Origin of the sequence: Cyanobium usitatum str. Tous (assembly GCF_003011885.1) — a bacterium.
GTDB lineage: Bacteria > Cyanobacteriota > Cyanobacteriia > PCC-6307 > Cyanobiaceae > Cyanobium_A > Cyanobium_A usitatum.
This window is the reverse complement of the sequence record NZ_PXXO01000015.1, coordinates 1-19,135: the sequence shown is the minus strand read 5'-3', so window position 1 is coordinate 19,135 and position 19,135 is coordinate 1. Positions and strand designations below refer to the sequence as shown.

Genomic DNA, 19,135 nt, shown 5'->3' with positions numbered 1-19,135 from the left:
GGGCTTAGCGGTCAGCCGGGGAGGAGAGCTGGATTAGTTCCACCTTGTAGCCATCAGGATCTTCCACAAAGGCGATCACCGTGTTGCCGTGCTTCATCGGACCGGGTTCACGCACCACCTTGCCGCCCTTAGCCCGGATTGCATCGCAAACCGACTGGATGTCCTCCACTCCTAGGGCGATGTGGCCATAGCCCGCACCAAGGTCGTAATGACTGGTGTCCCAGTTGTGAGTTAGCTCCAGCACGGTGGTGTCCCGCTCCTCGCCGTAACCCACAAAGGCGAGGGTGAAACGGCCTGAGGGATAGTCCTTGCGGCGCAGCATCCGCATCCCCAACACCTCCGTATAAAAGGTGAGGGAGCGCTCCAGATCGCCAACCCGGAGCATGGTGTGCAGCATGCGCATCAGCGGATCAGGCCAGGCAGCAACCTGGGCATAACAAATTCCATTGTGGCGAGCAACCCCAAGGGCGGTACCCATCAGCACAAATGGATGGGTGGGGGTGACCCATAGGATCTCGACAGAGAGCGCCAATGGCACTTCAACGTGATCGATTCCCTCGACCTTGTTATTGACACCGTGGTGGCACGGGAGGTGTTGGATTCCCGCGGCACACCCACGGTGGAGGCCGAGGTGCTGCTGGAGGGAGGCGCCAGCGGCCGGGCGATTGTGCCGAGTGGCGCTAGCACCGGTGCCCATGAGGCCCATGAGCTGCGCGATGGCGGCAGCCGTTACTTCGGCAAGGGCGTCACCCAAGCCGTCAACAACATCGAAGAGCGAATCGCCCCGGCCCTTTGTGGCCTCAGCGCCCTCGACCAAAGCGCCGTGGACGGTGCCATGGCCGAACTCGACGGCAGTGACAACAAGTCCAGCCTCGGTGCCAACGCCGTGTTGGCCGTGAGCCTGGCCACCGCCCGGGCAGCCGCCAACGGCGTCGGCCTGCCCCTCTACCGCTACCTAGGCGGCCCGCTGGCCAACCTGTTGCCGGTGCCGCTGATGAATGTGATCAACGGCGGCGCCCACGCCTCCAACAACATGGATTTTCAGGAATTCATGTTGGTGCCCCATGGCGCCAGCAGCTTCCGCGAAGCCCTGCGCATGGGCGCGGAGGTGTTCCACACCCTCAAGGGTTTGCTGAGCAGCCAGGGCCTCTCAACCGCCGTTGGCGATGAGGGCGGCTTCGCTCCCGACCTAGCCAGCAATGACGCAGCCGGCGAACTGCTGGTGCAAGCAATCGAGAAGGCCGGCTATCGCCCCGGCGACCAGATCTCCCTCGCTCTGGATGTGGCCAGCACCGAGTTTTTCAAAGATGGCCGCTACAACTTCGGCGGCGGCAGCTACAGCAGCGCCGAGATGGTCGATCAATTGGCCAAGCTGGCAAGCCGTTTCCCGATCGTTTCAATTGAAGACGGCATCGCCGAAGACGACTGGGATGGTTGGGCCTTGCTTACCGAGCGCCTTGGCAAAACGGTGCAGCTGGTGGGCGACGACCTGTTTGTGACCAACACCGCCCGGCTACAGCGGGGCATCGACCTGGGTGTAGCCAATTCAATTCTGATCAAAGTGAATCAGATCGGCTCGCTCACCGAAACCCTGCAGGCGATCGATCTGGCCGGCCGGGCTGGCTACACCAGTGTCATCAGCCACCGCTCCGGCGAAACCGAAGACACCACCATCGCCGACCTCGCCGTAGCCACCCGCGCCGGCCAGATCAAAACCGGATCGCTCAGTCGCTCCGATCGGGTGGCTAAATACAACCAGCTGCTACGCATCGAAGACGAGCTCGGCAGCCAGGCCATCTACGCCGGCGCTGAAGACCGGGGACCCCGGGGCAAGGCCTGAGCTCAACCCCCTCTTTGCTCAGCGAGAAGTGGGCAATTGATCAATCCGGCCATCGCGCTTAAGCCGGCCCTGCAGCTTGACCCAGCTGAGCCCCACAGGCAGGCTGGCCAGCAGGGGAATGATTACTAAGGCGGGCCGAGCACTGACCGCCAGCAGGGCCGCTGCAACTGCCAAACCAGCTAGCAGCATCGACTGACCCGCAGCCTGCTGGGCCAGGGCCAAGCGCCGGAGCAGGCGATCAGTTTCGCCGGCGCGAATCTGCACCTGCAGGTCGCCCTGCTCGATGCGCGCCAGGCTGTCGTCTAATCGTTTGGGAATACCCAAGGCGCGGCTGCCCACCTCTGCCGCCTGGCGCGAGATTTCGTTGAAGAGGTCGTTTGCACTACCGCCAACGCCAGAACCACTGCCACCGCTTGAAGTCATTAGGGGAAGTAGGTAGGGGCGGGCAATCGCCACCAAACTAAAGCCGCTATCGAGGCTGCGGCCGACCCCCTCAAAGGTGGAGAGGGCCCGCATCACAAAGATCAGCTCTGGGGGCAACCTGAAGGGCTGTCCGTAAACCAGGTCATATAAGTCGCCCGACAGGCGCTCAAGCACATTGGCGGAGAAGGGGGGCGTCAGCGCCTCTTCCAGCATCACCCGCACCAGGCGCCGCACCGGGCCAGGATCAACGCCAGGTGCAATCACACCAGCCAGCTGCAGCTCCTTGACCAAACCAGCTGCGTCTCGGCCAGCTGCGGCACGCACCATGCTGCCCAGGCGGCCCCGCAGGCGGCTGGAGAGCTGCCCCATCATGCCGAAGTCGTAGTAAATGAGGGCCCCATCGGCGGCAACGGCCAGGTTGCCGGGGTGGGGATCGGCGTGGAAAAAGCCAAACCGCACCAGCTGCTGCAGGTAGCTGGCGGCGCCCTTTTCCGCTACGGCGGCGGGCACGATTCCAGCCTCGATCAGGGCCTGGCGATCGGTGATCTTGATGCCGGGCACATAGTCGAGGCAAAGCACCCGGCGGGTACTCAATTCCCACACCACGGCTGGAATGCGGATGCCGGGATCGTCTAGAAACTGCTGGCGGAAGCGGGCCGCGTGCTCGGCCTCCAGCCGGAAGTCGAGCTCTCTGAGCAAAACCCGCCGGCACTCCTGGGCAATGCCGATCCAGTCGCGGCCGCGGCCCCAGCGGGGATGGCGCTGCACCGCCGCCGCAACTTGTTGCATCACCTCAAGGTCGAGCCGGAAGGTGCGCTCCAAGCCAGGGCGCTGCACCTTGAACACCACCTGACGGCCGCTGCGCAGGCTGGCGCGGTGCACTTGGGCCAGGCTGGCCGAACCCAGCGGCTCGCTCTCCAGGTCAATTATCTCGGCGCAGCGCCCACCCAACTCCTGCTCCAGCAGGTCTTGCACCACGGCAAAGGGGAAGGCGGGAACCCGGTCCTGCAGGGTGGCTAGCTCCTCCACCAGTTCAGCGGGCAGCACGTCGGGACGGGCCGAAAGCAATTGGCCCAGCTTGATAAAGGCCGAGCCAAGCCCCAGGAACGCCTGGGTGAGCCAGCGGGCCCGGCGCCGCTGACGGCTCCGCTGCCGCTCTGGGGTGACACCACCGACATAGCTCCAGGCCTGGCCGTCCCACCACAGACCGAGCAGCAGGGCCAGGGCCAACCACCAGATGCGCAGCGGCCTAAGCAGGATCACGAATCCTGGTCCAGTCGGCGAGCCATGGCCGCCACCCGGGCGCGCAGGGCATCGATTTGATCCTGGATATCCACAGACGGTGCCGTGATGGCTACCTCCGGCTCATCGTCCCTCTCGATCCGGGCAGCTTCTGCTTCCACTTCGTCCCAGAAAAGCTGAAACTCCTGACGCAGCCGCTCCGGAGCGTCCTGGGCCAGCAGAGCCAGATTGGCTGCCGCATCAACGAGGCCGCTGCCTAAGCGAGCCCCCAAGCGCTGCAAGGCAGCTTGGACAAGCGATTGCGGCGCACTCATTGGGGCCTGGCAGCAGGTGTGGACTGTGGCAGATCAGCGCCAGGCAAATCTGGAGGCGGCGGGGCATCCAGGCTTGGCGCGTCAGCGGGGACAGCCTGGGCTTCCGGTTCAGCCGCGGGCGAGGGCAACTCCTGGGGCGGCTTAGCTTCGCTGGCGGCGGGAGCCGCTGTGTCGGGTTGCTGCTCTAACTGCAAAAGATCGGCGTCACCGCGGATGTCCTGGTTTTCAGCACCAAACCGCAGCCGCAGGCTCTCCAGCGAGGTGCCCGGGAAGGGCCGCACCTCAAAGCCCTGACCAAGGCGCACCAGGGAGGGCAGCTGCAGGGCAAGCAGCCGCTGGGTGACGCCATAACCGAGGCCAAAGCAAAAGCCCACCAGCAATGGCACCTGCCAGCGGGGGCGTGGCTGGGATGGCGTTGCTGCTGAAACCGAAGCCACTTGAGCCATAGGTGCCAAATCTAGGGGGAGGGGCTTTGCTTGGGGGAGTCCCCGCCTAAGAACAGATGGCCCTGATTCCCCGCTGGCGCTTCATGAGCGACGAGGCGAAGGCTTTGACAAAGCGCACCGCGGTGTCGTTGCTGGTGGTGTTGCTGGTGGCGGTTGTATTTAGAGCGCTGCTGCCATGGGCGCTGCTGGGGCTGGTTATTTGGTGGATTTGGAGAGCGATCAACAAATAAAAGCCAATAAAAAAGCGGATCCGTCCAGGACCGCTCGATGACCAAACCCAAATATATCACAATTTGTAACGGCAAAGGCGTGGCCCTGTCAGGCAGCCTGCTGGTCCTTCGCCCAGGCCCGCTCAAGGGAGCTCCTGAACTGCTCGGTGCTGGACGGGGCGCCGGTTAGGTGCCTGCGGAACAGGCTGGTCAGGCGCCAAAACTTGATCCCTGCCGCGATCGCAAAAACCGCCCAGGGCACAAGCATCCAAACGGGGTTGCTCATCGCTGCTGCTCTCCTCGACCAAGACCTTTAATCACTGTAGGAATTCCAACGGCGATGGGCTTCAGCATCAACACCCACGATGGCTGGGGGGTCGTGAAGGTCGGTGATTTCCAATCCCTGGAGGAAGCGCGGCGGGCTTTCACGGCTCTCTGCCAAGACCCCTGGTATCAGCAGGATGGGGGAATAAAAGGCCTTGAGTTGCTACAGAGCACCGAATGCGCAAAAAGCCAAAGAATCGATTGGTTTGCCTTCAGATAATTAGGTCGTGTAATCGGCGTTGATCTATGCGTAGAGCAAAAATCCTGTCAGGGACTGGGTTCTGACAGTCTAGAGTCTTGACACTTCTTTGACACTTGGTGGTCAAAACCCAGTCCCAACGGTGGGTCTGTGACCTTTTTGACACCAAAACCCCTCTATGGCGAGGTTCGGACGGGTACTGGATCGGGTTGACCTGCAGGGCGGCAAACGGAACAACGCGTACATCTATAGAGACCCCCAGAAGGGCGGAAAATGGCACCTGCACTTCCTGAACAGGGAAACCGACCAGAAACACCGGTTCGTCCTGAAGCGACCCAATGGCGGGTTCCCTAACCCCTCACCGTTGGGCGAGGACGAGGCACTCGGTCTGGCACAGGAGCGGTACATAGAACTCAGAACCAGGACAGATCGTGGCGAGGTGGTCAACGTCCTGACCATCGGAGACATGGTGGATCGGTTTTTGGAGCGAGAAGCAAAACGGATCAGCAACCGACCTCATGAAGGGATCACAGCGGCAAGGCACAGACTGATCCGCAACCAGTGCAGGCATTTCCTCAACTACTGCAGTGACGGTCGCGGTGGTCCTAAGAAAAAGGTCCACCTGGTCCGCAGGGGATTTCTAGATGGATATCAGTACTGGCGAGAAGAACAAACCAACGAACTGGACAAACAAGGGCACAAGTTACCAAGACCAACGACCCTCAATGGCGAATTCTCAACGATCAAGAGAATGTGGCGAGAAGTCGCATTGGCAAAGGGGTTTGTAACTAGAGATCAGTTACCTGAAGTCCCTTATGCAAAAGCACCGAAAGACCAGTCTTACAGAAGATCCGCATTCTCAGTTGAAGAGTGGGTTCAGATGGAGAAGGCAGCACGTCTCTACTGGATTGAAGGCAAAAGCAGATATGACGAGGATGGAAATCCAATGGGATATCAAAAGATCACAAGAGGACCGAATAAGGGAGAAAGCAGCGATAGACCGATCACAAGAAACAATCTCTATGGGGTAAATAAAGGGAAAGGCACGAGGCAGTCGGAACGAGCAAAAAATCAACTCACACATCGTCAAATGTTGTATTTGGCAATGCGGATCTCAATGGAATCAGGAATTCGGATCGGTTCACTGAGAAAGATACGGTGGTCCCATATCAGCGAGAACAAGACACTGAGTGGAGAAGACAGAAAAATTTGGTGCATCGTTGAAGTTCCAGCGGAAAATACCAAGACAGGGCGTTGGTACGAACTGAGCGCACCGATTGCATCACACCTTGAACGTCTCAAGAAAATCAGTAAACCAAAGACCAAAACCGATCTTCTCTTCCGAAATCAGACAACTGGGAAAGAATTCAGCGACAGGATTTGGAGAGATGGACTTCTTGAGATGTTAGTAGAAGCAGGATTGGCGACCTGGGCAGATCCAAACTCAATCAACCAACGCAAAGTGGAGGTTTCATCAGGCAAAACCCTAACCTGGTACTCGTTCCGTCACACCTGGATTACCTTCGCACTGGAAAGAGGTGTCCCCATCGCAACCGTCTGCAACAACTGCGACACCTCTATCGAGTACATCCAAGGGCACTACTTCCACTACGTCGCAAAGAGGGCAACAGAAGCACTCTCAACGGGCAGGAAGGGTCTCAAGGCAGCGGTGGGCAAGGACTGGATGCGGGATCCCTATGTGGAAGGATGAGAAATCCTGATCGAAGAGTACCCTCCATAGCAGAACCCCTTGGCGACACCTCAATCGAGTACATCCAGCGGCACTACTTCCACGACGACGCGAAGAGGGCGACGAGGGCACTGGCGACTGGGAGGAAGGGTCTTAAGGCGGCAGAAGGGAAGGATTGAATAAGGGATCCTTATATACAGGAATAGTCCTAAAGAGGCGCGCAGAACACTATAGTCTACAAGAATATTAAATTAAAATAGTGGCAAACATTACTGGTCAATACAACTATAAATTTTTCGAGGAGGAAGTTGATTTCGTCCTGTGGGAAGAAGAAGGTAATACTTGGCAATTTAACGGGGGTACCCTTGTAGGTCAAGAAATAAACGTCACATCACCACCAAATCCCAACAAGCGAGAACTTACTGGCAGAAACTTGACAGTAAATTTCACCAACAACTATCCAGTAATGTCAAGTGGCATTATAACGAGTATTCGTACATTTAGAAACGAAAAACTGGATGGCACAGGATCATGGATTCCAGAAGTCAATGCATCCAATATTGTTCTTGATGCAGTTGCATTTTACAACGCTTTCAGCAATGTCGACCCAGTAGATAATGCAAGATTATGGATAAGCGTGTTAAGAGGAAATGACGTATTTGATTTGTCTGACAACGAATATGGCAACTTCATTCGTGCACATGCAGGTAACGACAGGATAATTACGAGAGGTGGAGATGACACCCTCGACGGTGGAACAGGTGCAGACAACATGCGGGGTGGTCTGGGCAATGACACCTACATCATTGATAACTTAGGTGACCTTGTAGAAGAGGCAGCATCTGCAGGAACCGACACCGTTCAGTCATCTATCACCTATACCCTTGGTGCCAACGTTGAAAATCTGACCCTCACCGGTTCAGGGGTGATCAACGGAACCGGTAACGGTCTCAATAATGTCCTGACGGGTAACTCTGAGGCAAATTTGATCGATGGGGGCAACGGAAATGATTCTCTAAACGGCGGTGGTGGTAATGACCGACTCATCGGAGGGAATGGAAACGACAACATCAATGGTGGCGCAGGTGCAGATACATTGACTGGTATCGCACTCAATGACACAACTCTTGGTCGGGGATCCATTGATGTCCTCACAGGTGGAACAGAGAATGATTTCTTTGTTCTTGGCAACGCATCAAGTGTATTCTATTCCGATGGATTAACAGCAACATCAGGAAGAAGTGATTACGCACATATCACAGACTTTACTTCTGGAGATAAAATTGAACTGAAGGGACGTGCAACTGACTACATCCTTCGTTCTAATGATTCAGTTTCTGGATTCAGTGGAGTCGGTCTCTATCGGAATGATGGAGTTGGGACTAGAGCATCAACGACAGGATGGGACAGTCGAGATGAGTTCATTGCATTGATTCAGGTTGGTTCTGACATGAGTCTGAACCTTGGAAACACTTCTCAGTTTACATATCTCGACACGATTACAGGCACATGGACACACGAAGGCAAGATAGACAACCCCTTTGAGGAAGGCGACGATACTGATCCATTTGGCAGACTTAACAGCGACAGACTCAGAAATGGTCGATACACCCCCGCAGAGGAGATCAAGGGCGAAGATAGTTTTATTCTTTATCAGGACTTGAATCAAAACACGATTTTTGACTCTGGCGACAGAGAGTTTGGCAGGGCAATCATTAGTGATACAGCACTAGTGTATTTGTCCGAAGGGAAAGAACTACCCATACCAAGTGAATTTAGTCTTAGAAGCGGTGAATGGCAGATTGAAATAACATCAGGCGGAGCAAGCGGAAAAATATTTGACACCGGTTTTCACTTATTGGACATTGTAATCACAGACACTTCCGTTTTTTCCTAAAGTTTAGCAGCAAAGATTTAATACTATTTCCATGAAGAAATAAATAGTAGTTACCGTGAATTTATTTGGTCAATTGGCAGAAATGCAAGATTCTTTCTTAGGTTATTTTACCTTGCGTTTCTAGATTGTCGCATTAATGCGCGTAGGCGCACAGCATCATGAATGGAGGCGATCGATTGATCACCTTTTTTATATTTTAAAAACCACAAATAATGCGTAATCAAAAACCAGTCATCACCAGCATCGGGGTCGTGTAGTTAAATTGAATAAGATAAGAGATCAAGACTCAACTCACGCAACTGCAAAACAAAAATATTCTTGTCAAATAAAATCAAGAGACCTTGAGTGGAGGAGAGCGCAGAGTCGTATCAGAACCCCTGGAGTCAAAATCCTGTGAACCTACGGCAGAATTCGTAGCGTCCTCATGTCTTCGTAGAGCGGCAGCATTGGCAGGATTAGGTCTTGAGTTGTGGGGGTGAGAGTAGGTACAAAAAAGGAGGGGTGGTGAACCCCTCTCTTCATGCATCGTAGTCTTGAGTGTAGTTACCAAATCTATAGACGCATGTACCATCCTGATCAATCACGCATACTCTTCACGCAAGGACGCACGAAGAAGACTATCTCTAATCATGCAGTCCTCAACAGGGAGGAGTTTTGCAGTTGAGAAAAGTCGGGAAGGGTCATCCACTAATCTGTTCTCAAACAGGTGAATTACTCCTCCATCGGGAATCCCTTATGATCCAGAGGTGGTAAGTTGCACACGAGAAATCAGTGGGATATCAATGGTGTATTTCATAAAATTACTTCCTCATAAGAGACTTCTCACCTGTGATATGTTCCGCAAGTTCCTCATAAAACGAACCGAACACCCAGACACGGTTGGTAATGTCATCCTTAGAATATGAGTTAGTTTCATCATTCCAGGCATTGTCCCGAAGTTGACTTAACCATTTTTCGGGTAGAATACGAAAATTACTAATTCCCTTGCGATTATGAATGGAATTTGCAATTTTCGTAACTTCCTCAAGAGTCTTAAAGGGTGAACGAACCCACTTAATAAATGAATCTACCTTCACGTGATAATCCACCATATAGTAGTAGTCAAGATTTCCTTTGTAGGATGCAATCGACTGTCGAGTTCCCGTTTGATCTTCAGTTAGTGTCTTTGTGTTCTTTGTCATGATCGCGGTCGTGTTTTTCATGAGTCCTTTGTGAGATTGGTCAATGGTATGCATGTTGGTCATTTTGTTTGAGTTGGTGAATGAATTTGGTAAGTTTAATGTGGTGAAGTTTATGGGAGTAATGAGGTTGGGGGGAACACGGGAAAACAAAGACCCATTTCTTCCCCTGGAACTTTCCTGACAACTTATGGTGTTTGTTCCGATGAAAAGAGATCACTCCATCATCAGACCACTGTCGGAGAGATTTAACCGTATCTCTCACCAGTTTCCTGGGAAGTAACATTGGGATTAGACCTCATTCCACTCGTGGACATATACATTGCGAATAGACGCAGTGTCGCAGTCCGAGTCATAAAGGAGTTGACTCAGATAATGATTCAACTGTTTCTCCGTCTCAATAGTCCCTGGGACAAGGAAGTTCTCCAGGATATGTTCTTCCGTATGATCATCAAACACAATCTCTCCATCAATAACGGTCAGGACGGGTTTCGTGATGTCAACGGATGCGTATTCAATTTTCTTGAAGTTAGTCATAATAAGAAAAGGGTAAGGTGAATATGGATCTAGACTCAGTTAGGATGTGATAATCACTTCCTTCGATCCTTGGGTTTATAGACGGTCTGAGGTCGTCCAGAAAATCAAACCAAATCCAAGGAATATTCCTCAGAATCTTTTTTCCATTGTTCAAGTGTGGCCTGCAGAACCCATCCACTCAGTTCAGGATGCAACATCTTGAATGATGACATCATCTCCTCATAGTGGGAACTCTCGTCAGAGTCATTGAGACTCTGAACGATATGGTTCTGAAGGGACTTACAACAAGTGATAATGATCTTCTTGTTACGGTCGGGATCGTTGTAGTTCATAGTGAGAAAATAGAAGTAAAGGACATCTATTCAGACATCCCACTCGGGGGTAATCACTGTCTGGTGTGACTCAGATATTGAATTTGCGTTTACAGGGGGTCAGTTGATGCGAGGTTCAGAAGACCTCCGTTCGACCCGTTTCCTGGTCGCCTACTTAGCGTACATGACTTTCTCCGCAGCAAAACGTCATCTATGCCAGTTCGCGAACCGTCCTTTTGCCATGACATCATCTGCACGGAGATAGTCGTCTCATGCGACAGTGACTGGTATGTCCAACCCCTCCAAGTCCAAAACCGAGTTCCAGAGCGACCTCGCACAGGGGTCGATCAATGGATCAGTGGACGATATTCTCCGTGTCTGCAGGGTCATCAGGACTACAAAGGAGACCCTGAACCCAAAGGATTTCAAGGATCTGCGGGAAGAATCCCCCTTCTCAGAGAAGGTCTGGTCAAAACTCCTGCAGATCGGTCTGGATGACCGTCTGGAGGGGGTCAAGAAGAAACTCCCACCCCTTTACACAACGATTCACCTCATCCACTGTCTGACCGATGAGGAACTGGAGTCAGGGGTTCGGGACGGTCACATTCACCCCAAGGTTTCTCAAGGATCCCTGAACCGATGGATCCGTCACATGAGGTTCCATGGGGGTCAGGAGGTCATTCCAGAGGACTTCAAGATACTGGTGCAGGTCATTGCACCTCCAGACCTCTCAGAGGAGGTTCTGGAAAGGTTCAAGGGGGATCTGGAGGGATTGATGTCTCGGTATGGGTTCCGCACTCAGTACGAAGAAGACCAATCGATGGTTGAGGTGCGTCAACAGAGATCGCAGGATCGTTCTCAAGAGTTGGTGAGTGTCCTGACCAAGGATCTGCAGAGCACTTGGAAGGAAGGGGAACAGGATCTCAAAAACCTGTTTTCGTTGAACTCACTGGATGATCTGGTTCTTGCACCCATGAGTTCGTTTACTGGGTTCCTCAATCGAGTGAGTGGAAATCGCGAGAAGTTCTGGGAGAATCATGGAACAGACTACATTCATAAAGTCGCACTGGAATATCTAAGAACTACCAACAAAGGGCAACGATTCAACTACAGAAGAAGACTCAAGGAAGTTGCAGATACTCATGAGAACCTTGCGGGGAAGGCAACGGAAGCACTGAATAAATGGATGAAATACTGACTCAGATTTACCCGAGATAGTAGTCAGGCACTTGTCTCAGACCATCCTCATAAGTCTTTTTGGAGAGCAGTCCTGCGTCATATAAGGTTTTGAGTGCAACCACATAACCACTGTCGATCATTCCATCAATGATTTCCTTGCGTGTGACTGGTTCTTCTATTGAATGTTTCATCACCTCAAGTTTACTTACCTGTTGCGGCGACAGTCGAATAAAAGATGGTTTATCGTTTCTTGTCATATTCCCTCTTGATGAGTTCGTGTAGGTATTGATCTGGTTTCTTGCGGTTCCTATCGGAGAGTTCCTGCAACATCGCATAAATGACCGCAGGAATGGAGATGGACTTGGCGGTGGTCATCCGATCATCTCCTTTTTATGTTTCTCAAACCACTCATAATGAGTGATCAAAAAGTCAAGAGTTCCCGTTCTGGATCTCCTTAAGTGGTCAGAGAGGTGATCAAACTTCTCTAGGGTCACCTGATTACGGTGACCGAAGTAGAGGTTGATATTGGTTGGTTCTGATATCGCAGGCATATGTTCTGTAGAGATTCACTACTGACTATTTAGGTGAATTTCAAATCAGAATTCCTGTAGTCCAATACCAGATCAGAATCCTGATGGTATTTGTAGTAGTCCTTGAGGTTGTAGGAACCGTGATGTTTCTTGTTCCATCGTTTGATCACAATTCCCTTATTCTCTTCAGTGTTGGTCTTGAGGAGTTTCTGGACTCGTGGTGCAACTTGACTTCTCAAGAGGACATCTAGATACCACTGTTCGTTCAATGGAGAAGGAAGTTTCTCTAGATGCAGGTGGGTATGGAAGGGAAGGATCTGACGACTTCTACAGATCGCGGGTTTCCGTTCGTGAAAGAAGATCGCAGATGGTCGTCCAGGGGGATCTGGAAGGTCTCTGGGTGATCGACACCCCATCAGTTGGGTCAAGAAGACATTCCTGAGGTGTTTGGTGTGTCCTTCTACTTGTGCATAGGAGGTCGGGAGGTCGTTCCATTCAATGGTGATGAACCAGTGGGGTCGGAAATTGGTTTCCCATTGGTTCAGGATCACTTTCTCCATCACCTTCCCAAAGGAGTTGGTTTTGGACTTGATTTTCTGGAGTTCTCGGTCGAAGGAGGTTCTGGAGGAGTGATGCGGTTCTGAAGTTGGTGGTAACTCATTCCCTCGTTTCTCTCGGGAATGTTCCTCACTTCGTTCGGAACCTATTCTTGTTTGTGTCATAAATACTGTTGTAGCAATGGGTTTGAGGATTTTGAGACCTTATGAGTTCTTACATCTTCTCCCTTGATGAATCCCCATAGAAATCCAAATCAACTGAATATTGCATTACTCAGAATCAACACCCTCTGGTCTTGACTCTTTAAGGTCTGTCTAGAAATTATATAGGCAGATTGATCTTTTGACAAGCATTTGGCGACAGCACGTCATCTTAGATCGCGAACACAAGCATCTTTTCTGAAACGTTTTTATCGATGCATTTCTGTGTTCAGATTCTGGAGAAGACCTAGAGGGTGTTGAAATCTTATGGTTCCACGAGATCAAGCAGTTTCCCATCCTCATCTACAAGGCGATGGCGTTTTCCTGTTGATTTGGCACGGTTAGCAGCAGTACGATATGCATCACCTTGATGGTGTTTTGTTGTGTAATGTTTCCAGGCACCCACTTGGTCTTGATACTGAATATGGATTTTGGGCATTTGATCAGGTCGCGATAGGAGTGGCGTAATCCTTGATGATCCTTTGCACAGTGGCAAGCGACAAACCCGTCTGATCACGAATCGACCTGTAGGACTCACCTTCCTCACGCAGTCGCATCACCAGACGTTCCTTTTTCTCTGCAGTCTTTGGGCGACCACCAAGATTTCCACCTGTGCGGCGACGGTGTTCAACTGATTCTCTTGAGCGTTCCTGGATAAGTGACCGTTCCACCTCGGCAAGACCCGTAAGCAGTCCAATGACCAGTGGCGCGAGTTTCCCCAGTCCCTTGGTATTGATCAGTCCATCGAGCGTCCTGACGTAGATCCCCTTGGTCTGAAGGTCACTGAGGCGGTTGATCACCTCCACCTGGGATCGACCCAGGCGATCGAGTTTGGACACCACAAGTTCATCCCCCTCTAGAAGGGTCTCCAGGCACCGACGCAACTGGGGGCGTTTCTCCAAGGGCGCACGGGAGGACACCTTCTCGGCAAACACCTCCTGGCACCCTGCAGAGCGCAGTTCAGTCACCTGAGCGTTGGTGTCCTGATGAGTGGTGGAACACCTCGCGTACCCGATGGATTGGGACATTTGTTCGGAATCTCAGTGGGTTCCAGAACTTATGACCCATACCCCCTTTTTGGCACGCATTCTCCAGTCCCCATCCGGGTTTTGGGCGTGTCAGCGCAACCCTTGGGTTTCTGAACAGACGATCACGGATACACCCAAACCAAATGAGGTGCCAAAAACCCTGTCCTACACACGTATGCGTTGACACTTCTTTGACACTAAGGTCAGGCAACCCTCTAAAACTCAGTCATACCAATGGTTTTGGAGCTAAGTTGTATAGTCGGCGTTAGTGCCGACGTAACTCGAAAACCCTTGCCACACTTGAGTTTCGGGGTTCGTGAGTTACCGTAAGCATAGCGTAAGCGTTACCGAAATCCCTTGCCACACCGTGACCGCTGTAAGCGTTCCGTAAGCAAACGGCGGGATTTTGCGCCTTGTAAGGGGCAGGAGACACCCCAATGACCAAGGTGCTCAACAAGCGCCCCATCGCCCACGACCCCCACTGCTACGTCTTCCAAGACGGGGATCGAGGGGGGCGCTGGTATCTCTATTTCTATGACCAGGAGCGGCAGTCGAGGCATCGCCACTCGCTGGGTCGGATCGCCCCCAACGACCTGCTGGAGGCGGAGCGCAAGGGTCTGGCGAAATACATCGAGTTCAAAACCAAGAGCGAGCGGGGCGAGCAGATCCGAACCCTGACCATCGAAGAGATGGCAGATCGCTTCCTGGCGAAGCAGAAAAAAAGGATCAGCAGCATCCCCCACAACGGCATCAGCGCCAAGCGATACCTGCTGATGGAGCACCACGCCCGCTGGTTTCTGAAATACGCAGGGCAGAACCTGCGCCCCATCCACAAGATGCCCAGGAACTTCTTTGCCAACTACGAGACCTGGCGCAAAGAAGCAGCACACCAGGAAGGCAAGGAGACCCCAAGGCAAACCACCATCAACGCTGAAGTCAGCACCTTCAGACGGATGTTTGAGGAGATTGCCGTTCAAGAGGGATATCTGAACAAGGATTCAGTGCCAACTCTGAAATCGGTCAAACTCTCGAAAGACAAAAAGCACAGGCGTGACGACCTAACCGTTGATGAGTGGAAGGAACTTGAGCGCAGCGCCCGCCTCTACTGGTCTGAAGGGCGAACCCGCTGGAACGACGAGGGCGAGATCGACAAGAGCGCATCGGGCAAAAACATTCTCAAAGAAGTGCTCGGCAACAGTCAACGGGCAAAAAATCAGAAGATTCACCGCAAGATGCTCTATCTGGCAATGCGGATCTCAATGGAGTCAGGCATACGGATCGGATCGCTGAGGAAAGTGGAGTGGGGTCACATCCGCAAAAACAACACGCTCAGCAATACAGATCAAAAAACCTGGATCTTGATAGACGTGCCTGCCGAAAACACGAAAACAGGTCGCCGCTACACCATCAACGCACCCGTCGCCAGACACCTTGAAGAACTGAGGAAGTTGACGAACTTCAAGGGTCGAGCGGATCTCTTGTTTACGAATCAAAAAACTGGTCAGGCATTCAGCGAACGGATCTGGAAAGACAGTTTATGTGAAATGCTTGTCGAAGCAGGTCTGGCATCCTGGGCAGAAGACGACAACAACAATGCCAGAAAAGTAGATATTCATAGCGGCAAAAATCTGACTTGGTATTCGTTCAGACATACCTACATCACTTTTCAACTCACGTTGAATGAAACACCCGTGACAATGCTTGCCGCCCAGTGCGACACCTCAATCAAATACATCGAAGACCACTACTTCCACTACAGAGCAGAACTGAGCACACCAACGCTCGCCAAAGGCAGGAATACCCTCAAAGCGGCAACAGGCGACTTGGAGTGGTTACAGATCAGACCCATAGAACAAAAGGTCTGATCATTTCACCTAGATCAACTCAACCAAGAATCACCTGCCTCCCTACGCTTCCACTGGTGACGCTGCTTCACCAGATGGTTGAGGCGTGACTGGTGACCCGCCTGCTGCTGAGGTGTGCGCATCGGCGGCAACTTGGTGACTCTTGGAGCAACAGGAGAAGGTGCTGGTGTTAGGCGAGCAACAGGCGCCTGTGGGATGTGCTGCGGTTGCTGGTGCTGCCTCGGTGATCCAAAGACCAGCGGATCAAAACTAAACATCCCTTGCTTCTTCAGCAGGGTTTCAAGTGAGGGGCAGTTGGTCTGAAAACCTGTTGTTCCCAACTGGTCACGCAGGCGCACATATTCAAAATGAAGTAGGGGATAGAAGATCTCAAGGAACTTTTCCAAAGAGTGACTTTTGCCACACCTATTCAGGCGCTTACACTCAAAATTCCAGGCATTATTCTTTCGATAAAAGTATCCACTTGCCTCAGAAGGGGCGATTTGCTTGCCCTTGTCATCACACCCAGTTGACTGGCAATGGGGGCACTGAAAACGAAAAGCACTTTGCTGCTGAGAGAAAAGGGGAAGTGATGATGCTATGTAATCAATGAATATTTCTTCGATGGATTGAGTCATATGCGTATTGCTATTCTGTCTTGCCTATTATACCATAGATTTACTCATCTGTAAATCATTAAACGCATAAATAACCTTGTAGAGGTTTCAAAAGAATGGGTTCAATGCCTTTATCCAAGCAAACCCAGAAGAACTTGACAAACTCTAAAGAATCCTGTATAATAAACCTTGTAGTGTTTTCATCAAGTGGTCTTGAGTTGATTCATTGATTGAATCCTCAAGACCACTCAAAAAGACCCAAAAGAAACTCATAACAAAATCAAACGAGTATTCATTCAAAACTTGATTCAAAACATACCCAAAAGAAACTCAAAAGAAAACTCATCAAAACTCACTTCAAGAGTCACCAGAAGAAAAACAAAAGAATCATTGATTGAATCCTCAAGTATTTATCAATGAGTGAATACAGGATATCACCAGAATCCTTTATGAATCAAGATTAAAACCTCATTTTAAATAGTATCCAGAAGTTCATCTTAGGTTGCGTTCATAGGAAACAAGATGAATCAAGGCAAGATTAAATCATTAATAAATAGATATAGATTCTATCGGCAGCAACTAGATGCGTTCAATCCCAAGAGTAAAGCAAATCAGTTTTAAAGAACGTGAACACCCATTACTCCTCAAGCAAATGGAGGATTTAATGGAACTATACAAAATGGATATTAGTGGATTATATAAAACCCTATTACGTGAAAAACATCAAGCAGTCTTTGGGTCACTCACCACAAGGACAGCAGCAACTGGTGTGCTGGAGCGATGAAGACCATTCGGGTTCACCTCCATCCCGTTGAGGAGGCAATGCTGATTGAGGTTCAAAAGGTCAACAGACGCTTTCGTGACATTGAGACCCTGTTGCTTGGTCAGATTCGTGAGGAATACGCCAAGACACCCAAAGGGCGCTCAGGGGGTGTGTTGTGACCTTCCTTGAGCAGCAAATCGTTGAATACCTCCAGCAGCAGGAAGCAGCAAAGCGAGTGCTGCTGGTAATCAAAAAGAACCGTAGGAAAAAAGGAGAAGCACAGGAGATGCCACCAATCCCCAGTGCGCTTTTAACTGCTGAGGAAACTGAGGAGTTAGAGGAGGAGCATTCCTTTTATGTCTTCCGCACAGACACCAACGCCGTGCTGGCAAGAGGCATTCAGGGGTTTGAAGCGGCAAAGGAGCGAGCAAATCAACTACGCAAAAGTCACGGGTTGAAGTGGGATGAGGTGAAGTTCAAGTCAGAACGAGGCAACCAGAGCAGTGGTGGGTCTGGTGGGTCAGCAGCAGCACCCAAAAAGCAGTTTGGTGTTAGTCGTGATGGCAAAACCTTTACCAACACTTCTGGGCAGAGTGGCAGGGTGGATTACGCCAAACGCTATAACCCATCAAAAGGTCGCAGGTTCAGGGGATATACAGACCCACAGGGCAACTATCACGATATTGACTGAGAAAAAATAGGTTTTGAGTATCAAAGAGGTTCAAAGCATAGGTATGTCAGGGGTTTTGAGTAGTGAAGTGAACTCCTGACAGGGTAAGCATAGAGATGAGATGCCATAAAAGCAGTCAGGACAATGGGTCTTACCGCCAGCAGAACCAAGACCGCCAAGACCCCAGTGCTCATCTAGGGGCATCAGTCAGACCCACTGCGGCGCCTTGGGTCTCAACAAGTTTGGGAAAAGGGGTTGACAGGGCAGGGCACTTGCTCTATAATAGTTCCATAAGCAACCACGAACGCCAGCAACCAAGCAAAGGGTGATTCGTGGTCTTGTTCGGCGATAAACCGCTAGAAATCCCTATACCTGCTCAGTTTTAGAGCGCTAACAAACCTACGCCTCGGAGGCACTATGACTACATCTAACAATCTTATTAAGTGGGAATATCAACTTACCTATCACGTTCCAGTCGCCCTAGGTGATGATGGATACATCGAATGGGAAGAACATTCTGAATATTGCGTGATTCACCTTCCCGCCAGTGTAGAGAATCCTTCTGAGTTTCTCAAGCAATCTGGTTACGATACTCAGGTAGACATCATCGATTTTGCTGGTTTTAGTAAAGTCGACGCCTAGACATTAAGAAAGAAGTCAAAGGATTTCTCTCGGAAGTAGTTGATACCCTTCGCCCATACACCATTGATGGAGAGGTGATTACGATAAACAATCGTGGGCACCTCAAAATCAAAGGTAAATACCCATCAGGCAATCATTCCTTTGCGATGGGAACAACTCCCAGCGACCATCGGTGGATATTTAAAGCAAAGAAAGCGTTGAAGCGTTTTATCTACACAGCAATCCTTAGCAGTTCTGCTGCTTAATCAATCAAATCAATCAAGCGCCCATCGTCATCCACCAGGCGATGGCGCTTTTTTGTTGATTCCACGCGACGTTGAGCAACCCGATAGGCATCCGCCTGGTTCTGCTTGCTCTGGTAGTGGTGCCAGTTGCCGTGCTGGTCTTGCCATTCGATGTTGATGGTCATTGGTTCACCCCCACAACTCAAACCCAAGACCCGATACTGAGCAATGGAGAATGTCTCCATCAGCAATGAGGACAATCAGTTGACT

19 protein-coding genes are annotated in these 19,135 nt (G+C 51.3%); 8 read left to right on the top strand and 11 right to left on the bottom strand.

The window, feature by feature from the left end:
- Nucleotides 1-4: 4 nt before the first annotated feature.
- Nucleotides 5-403, bottom strand: a complete 399-nt coding sequence (gloA, locus tag C7K55_RS11490; RefSeq protein WP_106632905.1) for a lactoylglutathione lyase — start codon at nt 401-403, stop codon at nt 5-7.
- A 141-nt stretch (nt 404-544) separates the two neighbouring features.
- On the opposite strand from gloA, the gene eno reads away from it, so the two are divergent.
- Nucleotides 545-1,840 carry a phosphopyruvate hydratase gene (eno, locus tag C7K55_RS11485; RefSeq protein WP_106632869.1) on the top strand — a complete coding sequence of 432 codons (1,296 nt, stop codon included), beginning with the start codon at nt 545-547 and terminating at the stop codon, nt 1,838-1,840.
- A gap of 18 nt (nt 1,841-1,858) precedes the next feature.
- Here eno and C7K55_RS11480 read toward each other — a convergent pair whose 3' ends face one another.
- Genes C7K55_RS11480 through C7K55_RS11470 form a run of 3 tightly spaced genes read right to left on the bottom strand, consistent with a single transcriptional unit; the run spans nt 1,859 to nt 4,265 of the window.
- Entirely contained in the window at nt 1,859-3,523 is a 1,665-nt protein-coding gene (locus C7K55_RS11480) for an ABC1 kinase family protein (RefSeq protein WP_106632904.1), read from the bottom strand.
- The gene (locus C7K55_RS11475; protein WP_106632868.1) at nt 3,523-3,819 is read right to left on the bottom strand and encodes a hypothetical protein; all 297 of its coding nucleotides are present in this window, start codon (nt 3,817-3,819) and stop codon (nt 3,523-3,525) included. Before C7K55_RS11475 ends, C7K55_RS11480 begins: the two co-directional genes overlap by 1 nt.
- Nucleotides 3,816-4,265, bottom strand: coding sequence for a hypothetical protein (locus tag C7K55_RS11470; protein ID WP_106632867.1), 450 nt, complete (start codon nt 4,263-4,265; stop codon nt 3,816-3,818). Before C7K55_RS11470 ends, C7K55_RS11475 begins: the two co-directional genes overlap by 4 nt.
- A 56-nt stretch (nt 4,266-4,321) precedes the next feature.
- Here C7K55_RS11470 and C7K55_RS13820 point away from each other — a divergent pair, with 56 nt between their 5' ends.
- Complete coding sequence (locus tag C7K55_RS13820; RefSeq protein WP_193486311.1) at nt 4,322-4,495, top strand: hypothetical protein; 174 nt, start codon at nt 4,322-4,324, stop codon at nt 4,493-4,495.
- Between the two features lie 88 nt (nt 4,496-4,583).
- Here the strand turns inward: C7K55_RS13820 and C7K55_RS13815 are convergent, their stop codons facing one another.
- The gene (locus C7K55_RS13815; RefSeq protein ID WP_193486308.1) at nt 4,584-4,760 is read right to left on the bottom strand and encodes a hypothetical protein; all 177 of its coding nucleotides are present in this window, start codon (nt 4,758-4,760) and stop codon (nt 4,584-4,586) included.
- A gap of 415 nt (nt 4,761-5,175) precedes the next feature.
- Here C7K55_RS13815 and C7K55_RS11460 point away from each other — a divergent pair, with 415 nt between their 5' ends.
- Complete coding sequence (locus tag C7K55_RS11460; protein WP_106632865.1) at nt 5,176-6,708, top strand: site-specific integrase; 1,533 nt, start codon at nt 5,176-5,178, stop codon at nt 6,706-6,708.
- Nucleotides 6,709-6,946: 238 nt separating this feature from the next.
- Nucleotides 6,947-8,584, top strand: coding sequence for a calcium-binding protein (locus C7K55_RS13615; protein WP_206603512.1), 1,638 nt, complete (start codon nt 6,947-6,949; stop codon nt 8,582-8,584).
- 800 nt (nt 8,585-9,384) lie between these two features.
- On the opposite strand, the gene C7K55_RS13925 is transcribed toward C7K55_RS13615, so the two are convergent.
- Entirely contained in the window at nt 9,385-9,828 is a 444-nt protein-coding gene (locus tag C7K55_RS13925; RefSeq protein WP_153062463.1) for a hypothetical protein, read from the bottom strand.
- A 1,071-nt stretch (nt 9,829-10,899) separates the two neighbouring features.
- Between C7K55_RS13925 and C7K55_RS11440 the strand changes: the two genes are divergently transcribed.
- The gene (locus tag C7K55_RS11440; RefSeq protein WP_106632862.1) at nt 10,900-11,808 is read left to right on the top strand and encodes a hypothetical protein; all 909 of its coding nucleotides are present in this window, start codon (nt 10,900-10,902) and stop codon (nt 11,806-11,808) included.
- A gap of 561 nt (nt 11,809-12,369) precedes the next feature.
- Here C7K55_RS11440 and C7K55_RS13920 read toward each other — a convergent pair.
- The 3 genes from C7K55_RS13920 to C7K55_RS11425 form a co-directional block, all read right to left on the bottom strand.
- A complete protein-coding gene (locus C7K55_RS13920) occupies nt 12,370-12,879 on the bottom strand; it encodes a hypothetical protein (RefSeq protein ID WP_206603511.1) in 510 nt (169 codons plus the stop codon).
- Between the two features lie 463 nt (nt 12,880-13,342).
- Nucleotides 13,343-13,516: a hypothetical protein gene (locus C7K55_RS13915; RefSeq protein WP_206603510.1), complete on the bottom strand. Its 174-nt coding sequence runs from the start codon at nt 13,514-13,516 to the stop codon at nt 13,343-13,345.
- A 4-nt stretch (nt 13,517-13,520) separates the two neighbouring features.
- Nucleotides 13,521-14,105 (bottom strand): recombinase family protein, encoded by a 585-nt coding sequence (locus C7K55_RS11425; protein WP_106632859.1) that lies wholly within the window; start codon nt 14,103-14,105, stop codon nt 13,521-13,523.
- Nucleotides 14,106-14,542: 437 nt separating this feature from the next.
- Between C7K55_RS11425 and C7K55_RS11420 the strand changes: the two genes are divergently transcribed.
- A complete protein-coding gene (locus C7K55_RS11420) occupies nt 14,543-15,970 on the top strand; it encodes a site-specific integrase (RefSeq protein ID WP_106632858.1) in 1,428 nt (475 codons plus the stop codon).
- A 14-nt stretch (nt 15,971-15,984) separates the two neighbouring features.
- Here the strand turns inward: C7K55_RS11420 and C7K55_RS13335 are convergent, their stop codons facing one another.
- On the bottom strand, nt 15,985-16,587 hold the full coding sequence (locus C7K55_RS13335; RefSeq protein ID WP_127432028.1) for a hypothetical protein: 603 nt from the start codon (nt 16,585-16,587) through the stop codon (nt 15,985-15,987).
- 759 nt (nt 16,588-17,346) lie between these two features.
- Here C7K55_RS13335 and C7K55_RS13910 point away from each other — a divergent pair.
- Together C7K55_RS13910 and C7K55_RS11415 are read left to right on the top strand one after the other, a co-directional pair.
- Nucleotides 17,347-17,508: a hypothetical protein gene (locus C7K55_RS13910; RefSeq protein ID WP_206603509.1), complete on the top strand. Its 162-nt coding sequence runs from the start codon at nt 17,347-17,349 to the stop codon at nt 17,506-17,508.
- Nucleotides 17,505-18,020 (top strand): hypothetical protein, encoded by a 516-nt coding sequence (locus tag C7K55_RS11415; protein WP_106632857.1) that lies wholly within the window; start codon nt 17,505-17,507, stop codon nt 18,018-18,020. The genes C7K55_RS13910 and C7K55_RS11415 overlap by 4 nt, the downstream gene beginning before the upstream one ends.
- A gap of 862 nt (nt 18,021-18,882) precedes the next feature.
- Here the strand turns inward: C7K55_RS11415 and C7K55_RS13810 are convergent.
- Nucleotides 18,883-19,050 (bottom strand): hypothetical protein, encoded by a 168-nt coding sequence (locus C7K55_RS13810; protein WP_206603508.1) that lies wholly within the window; start codon nt 19,048-19,050, stop codon nt 18,883-18,885.
- Nucleotides 19,051-19,135: the final 85 nt, after the last annotated feature.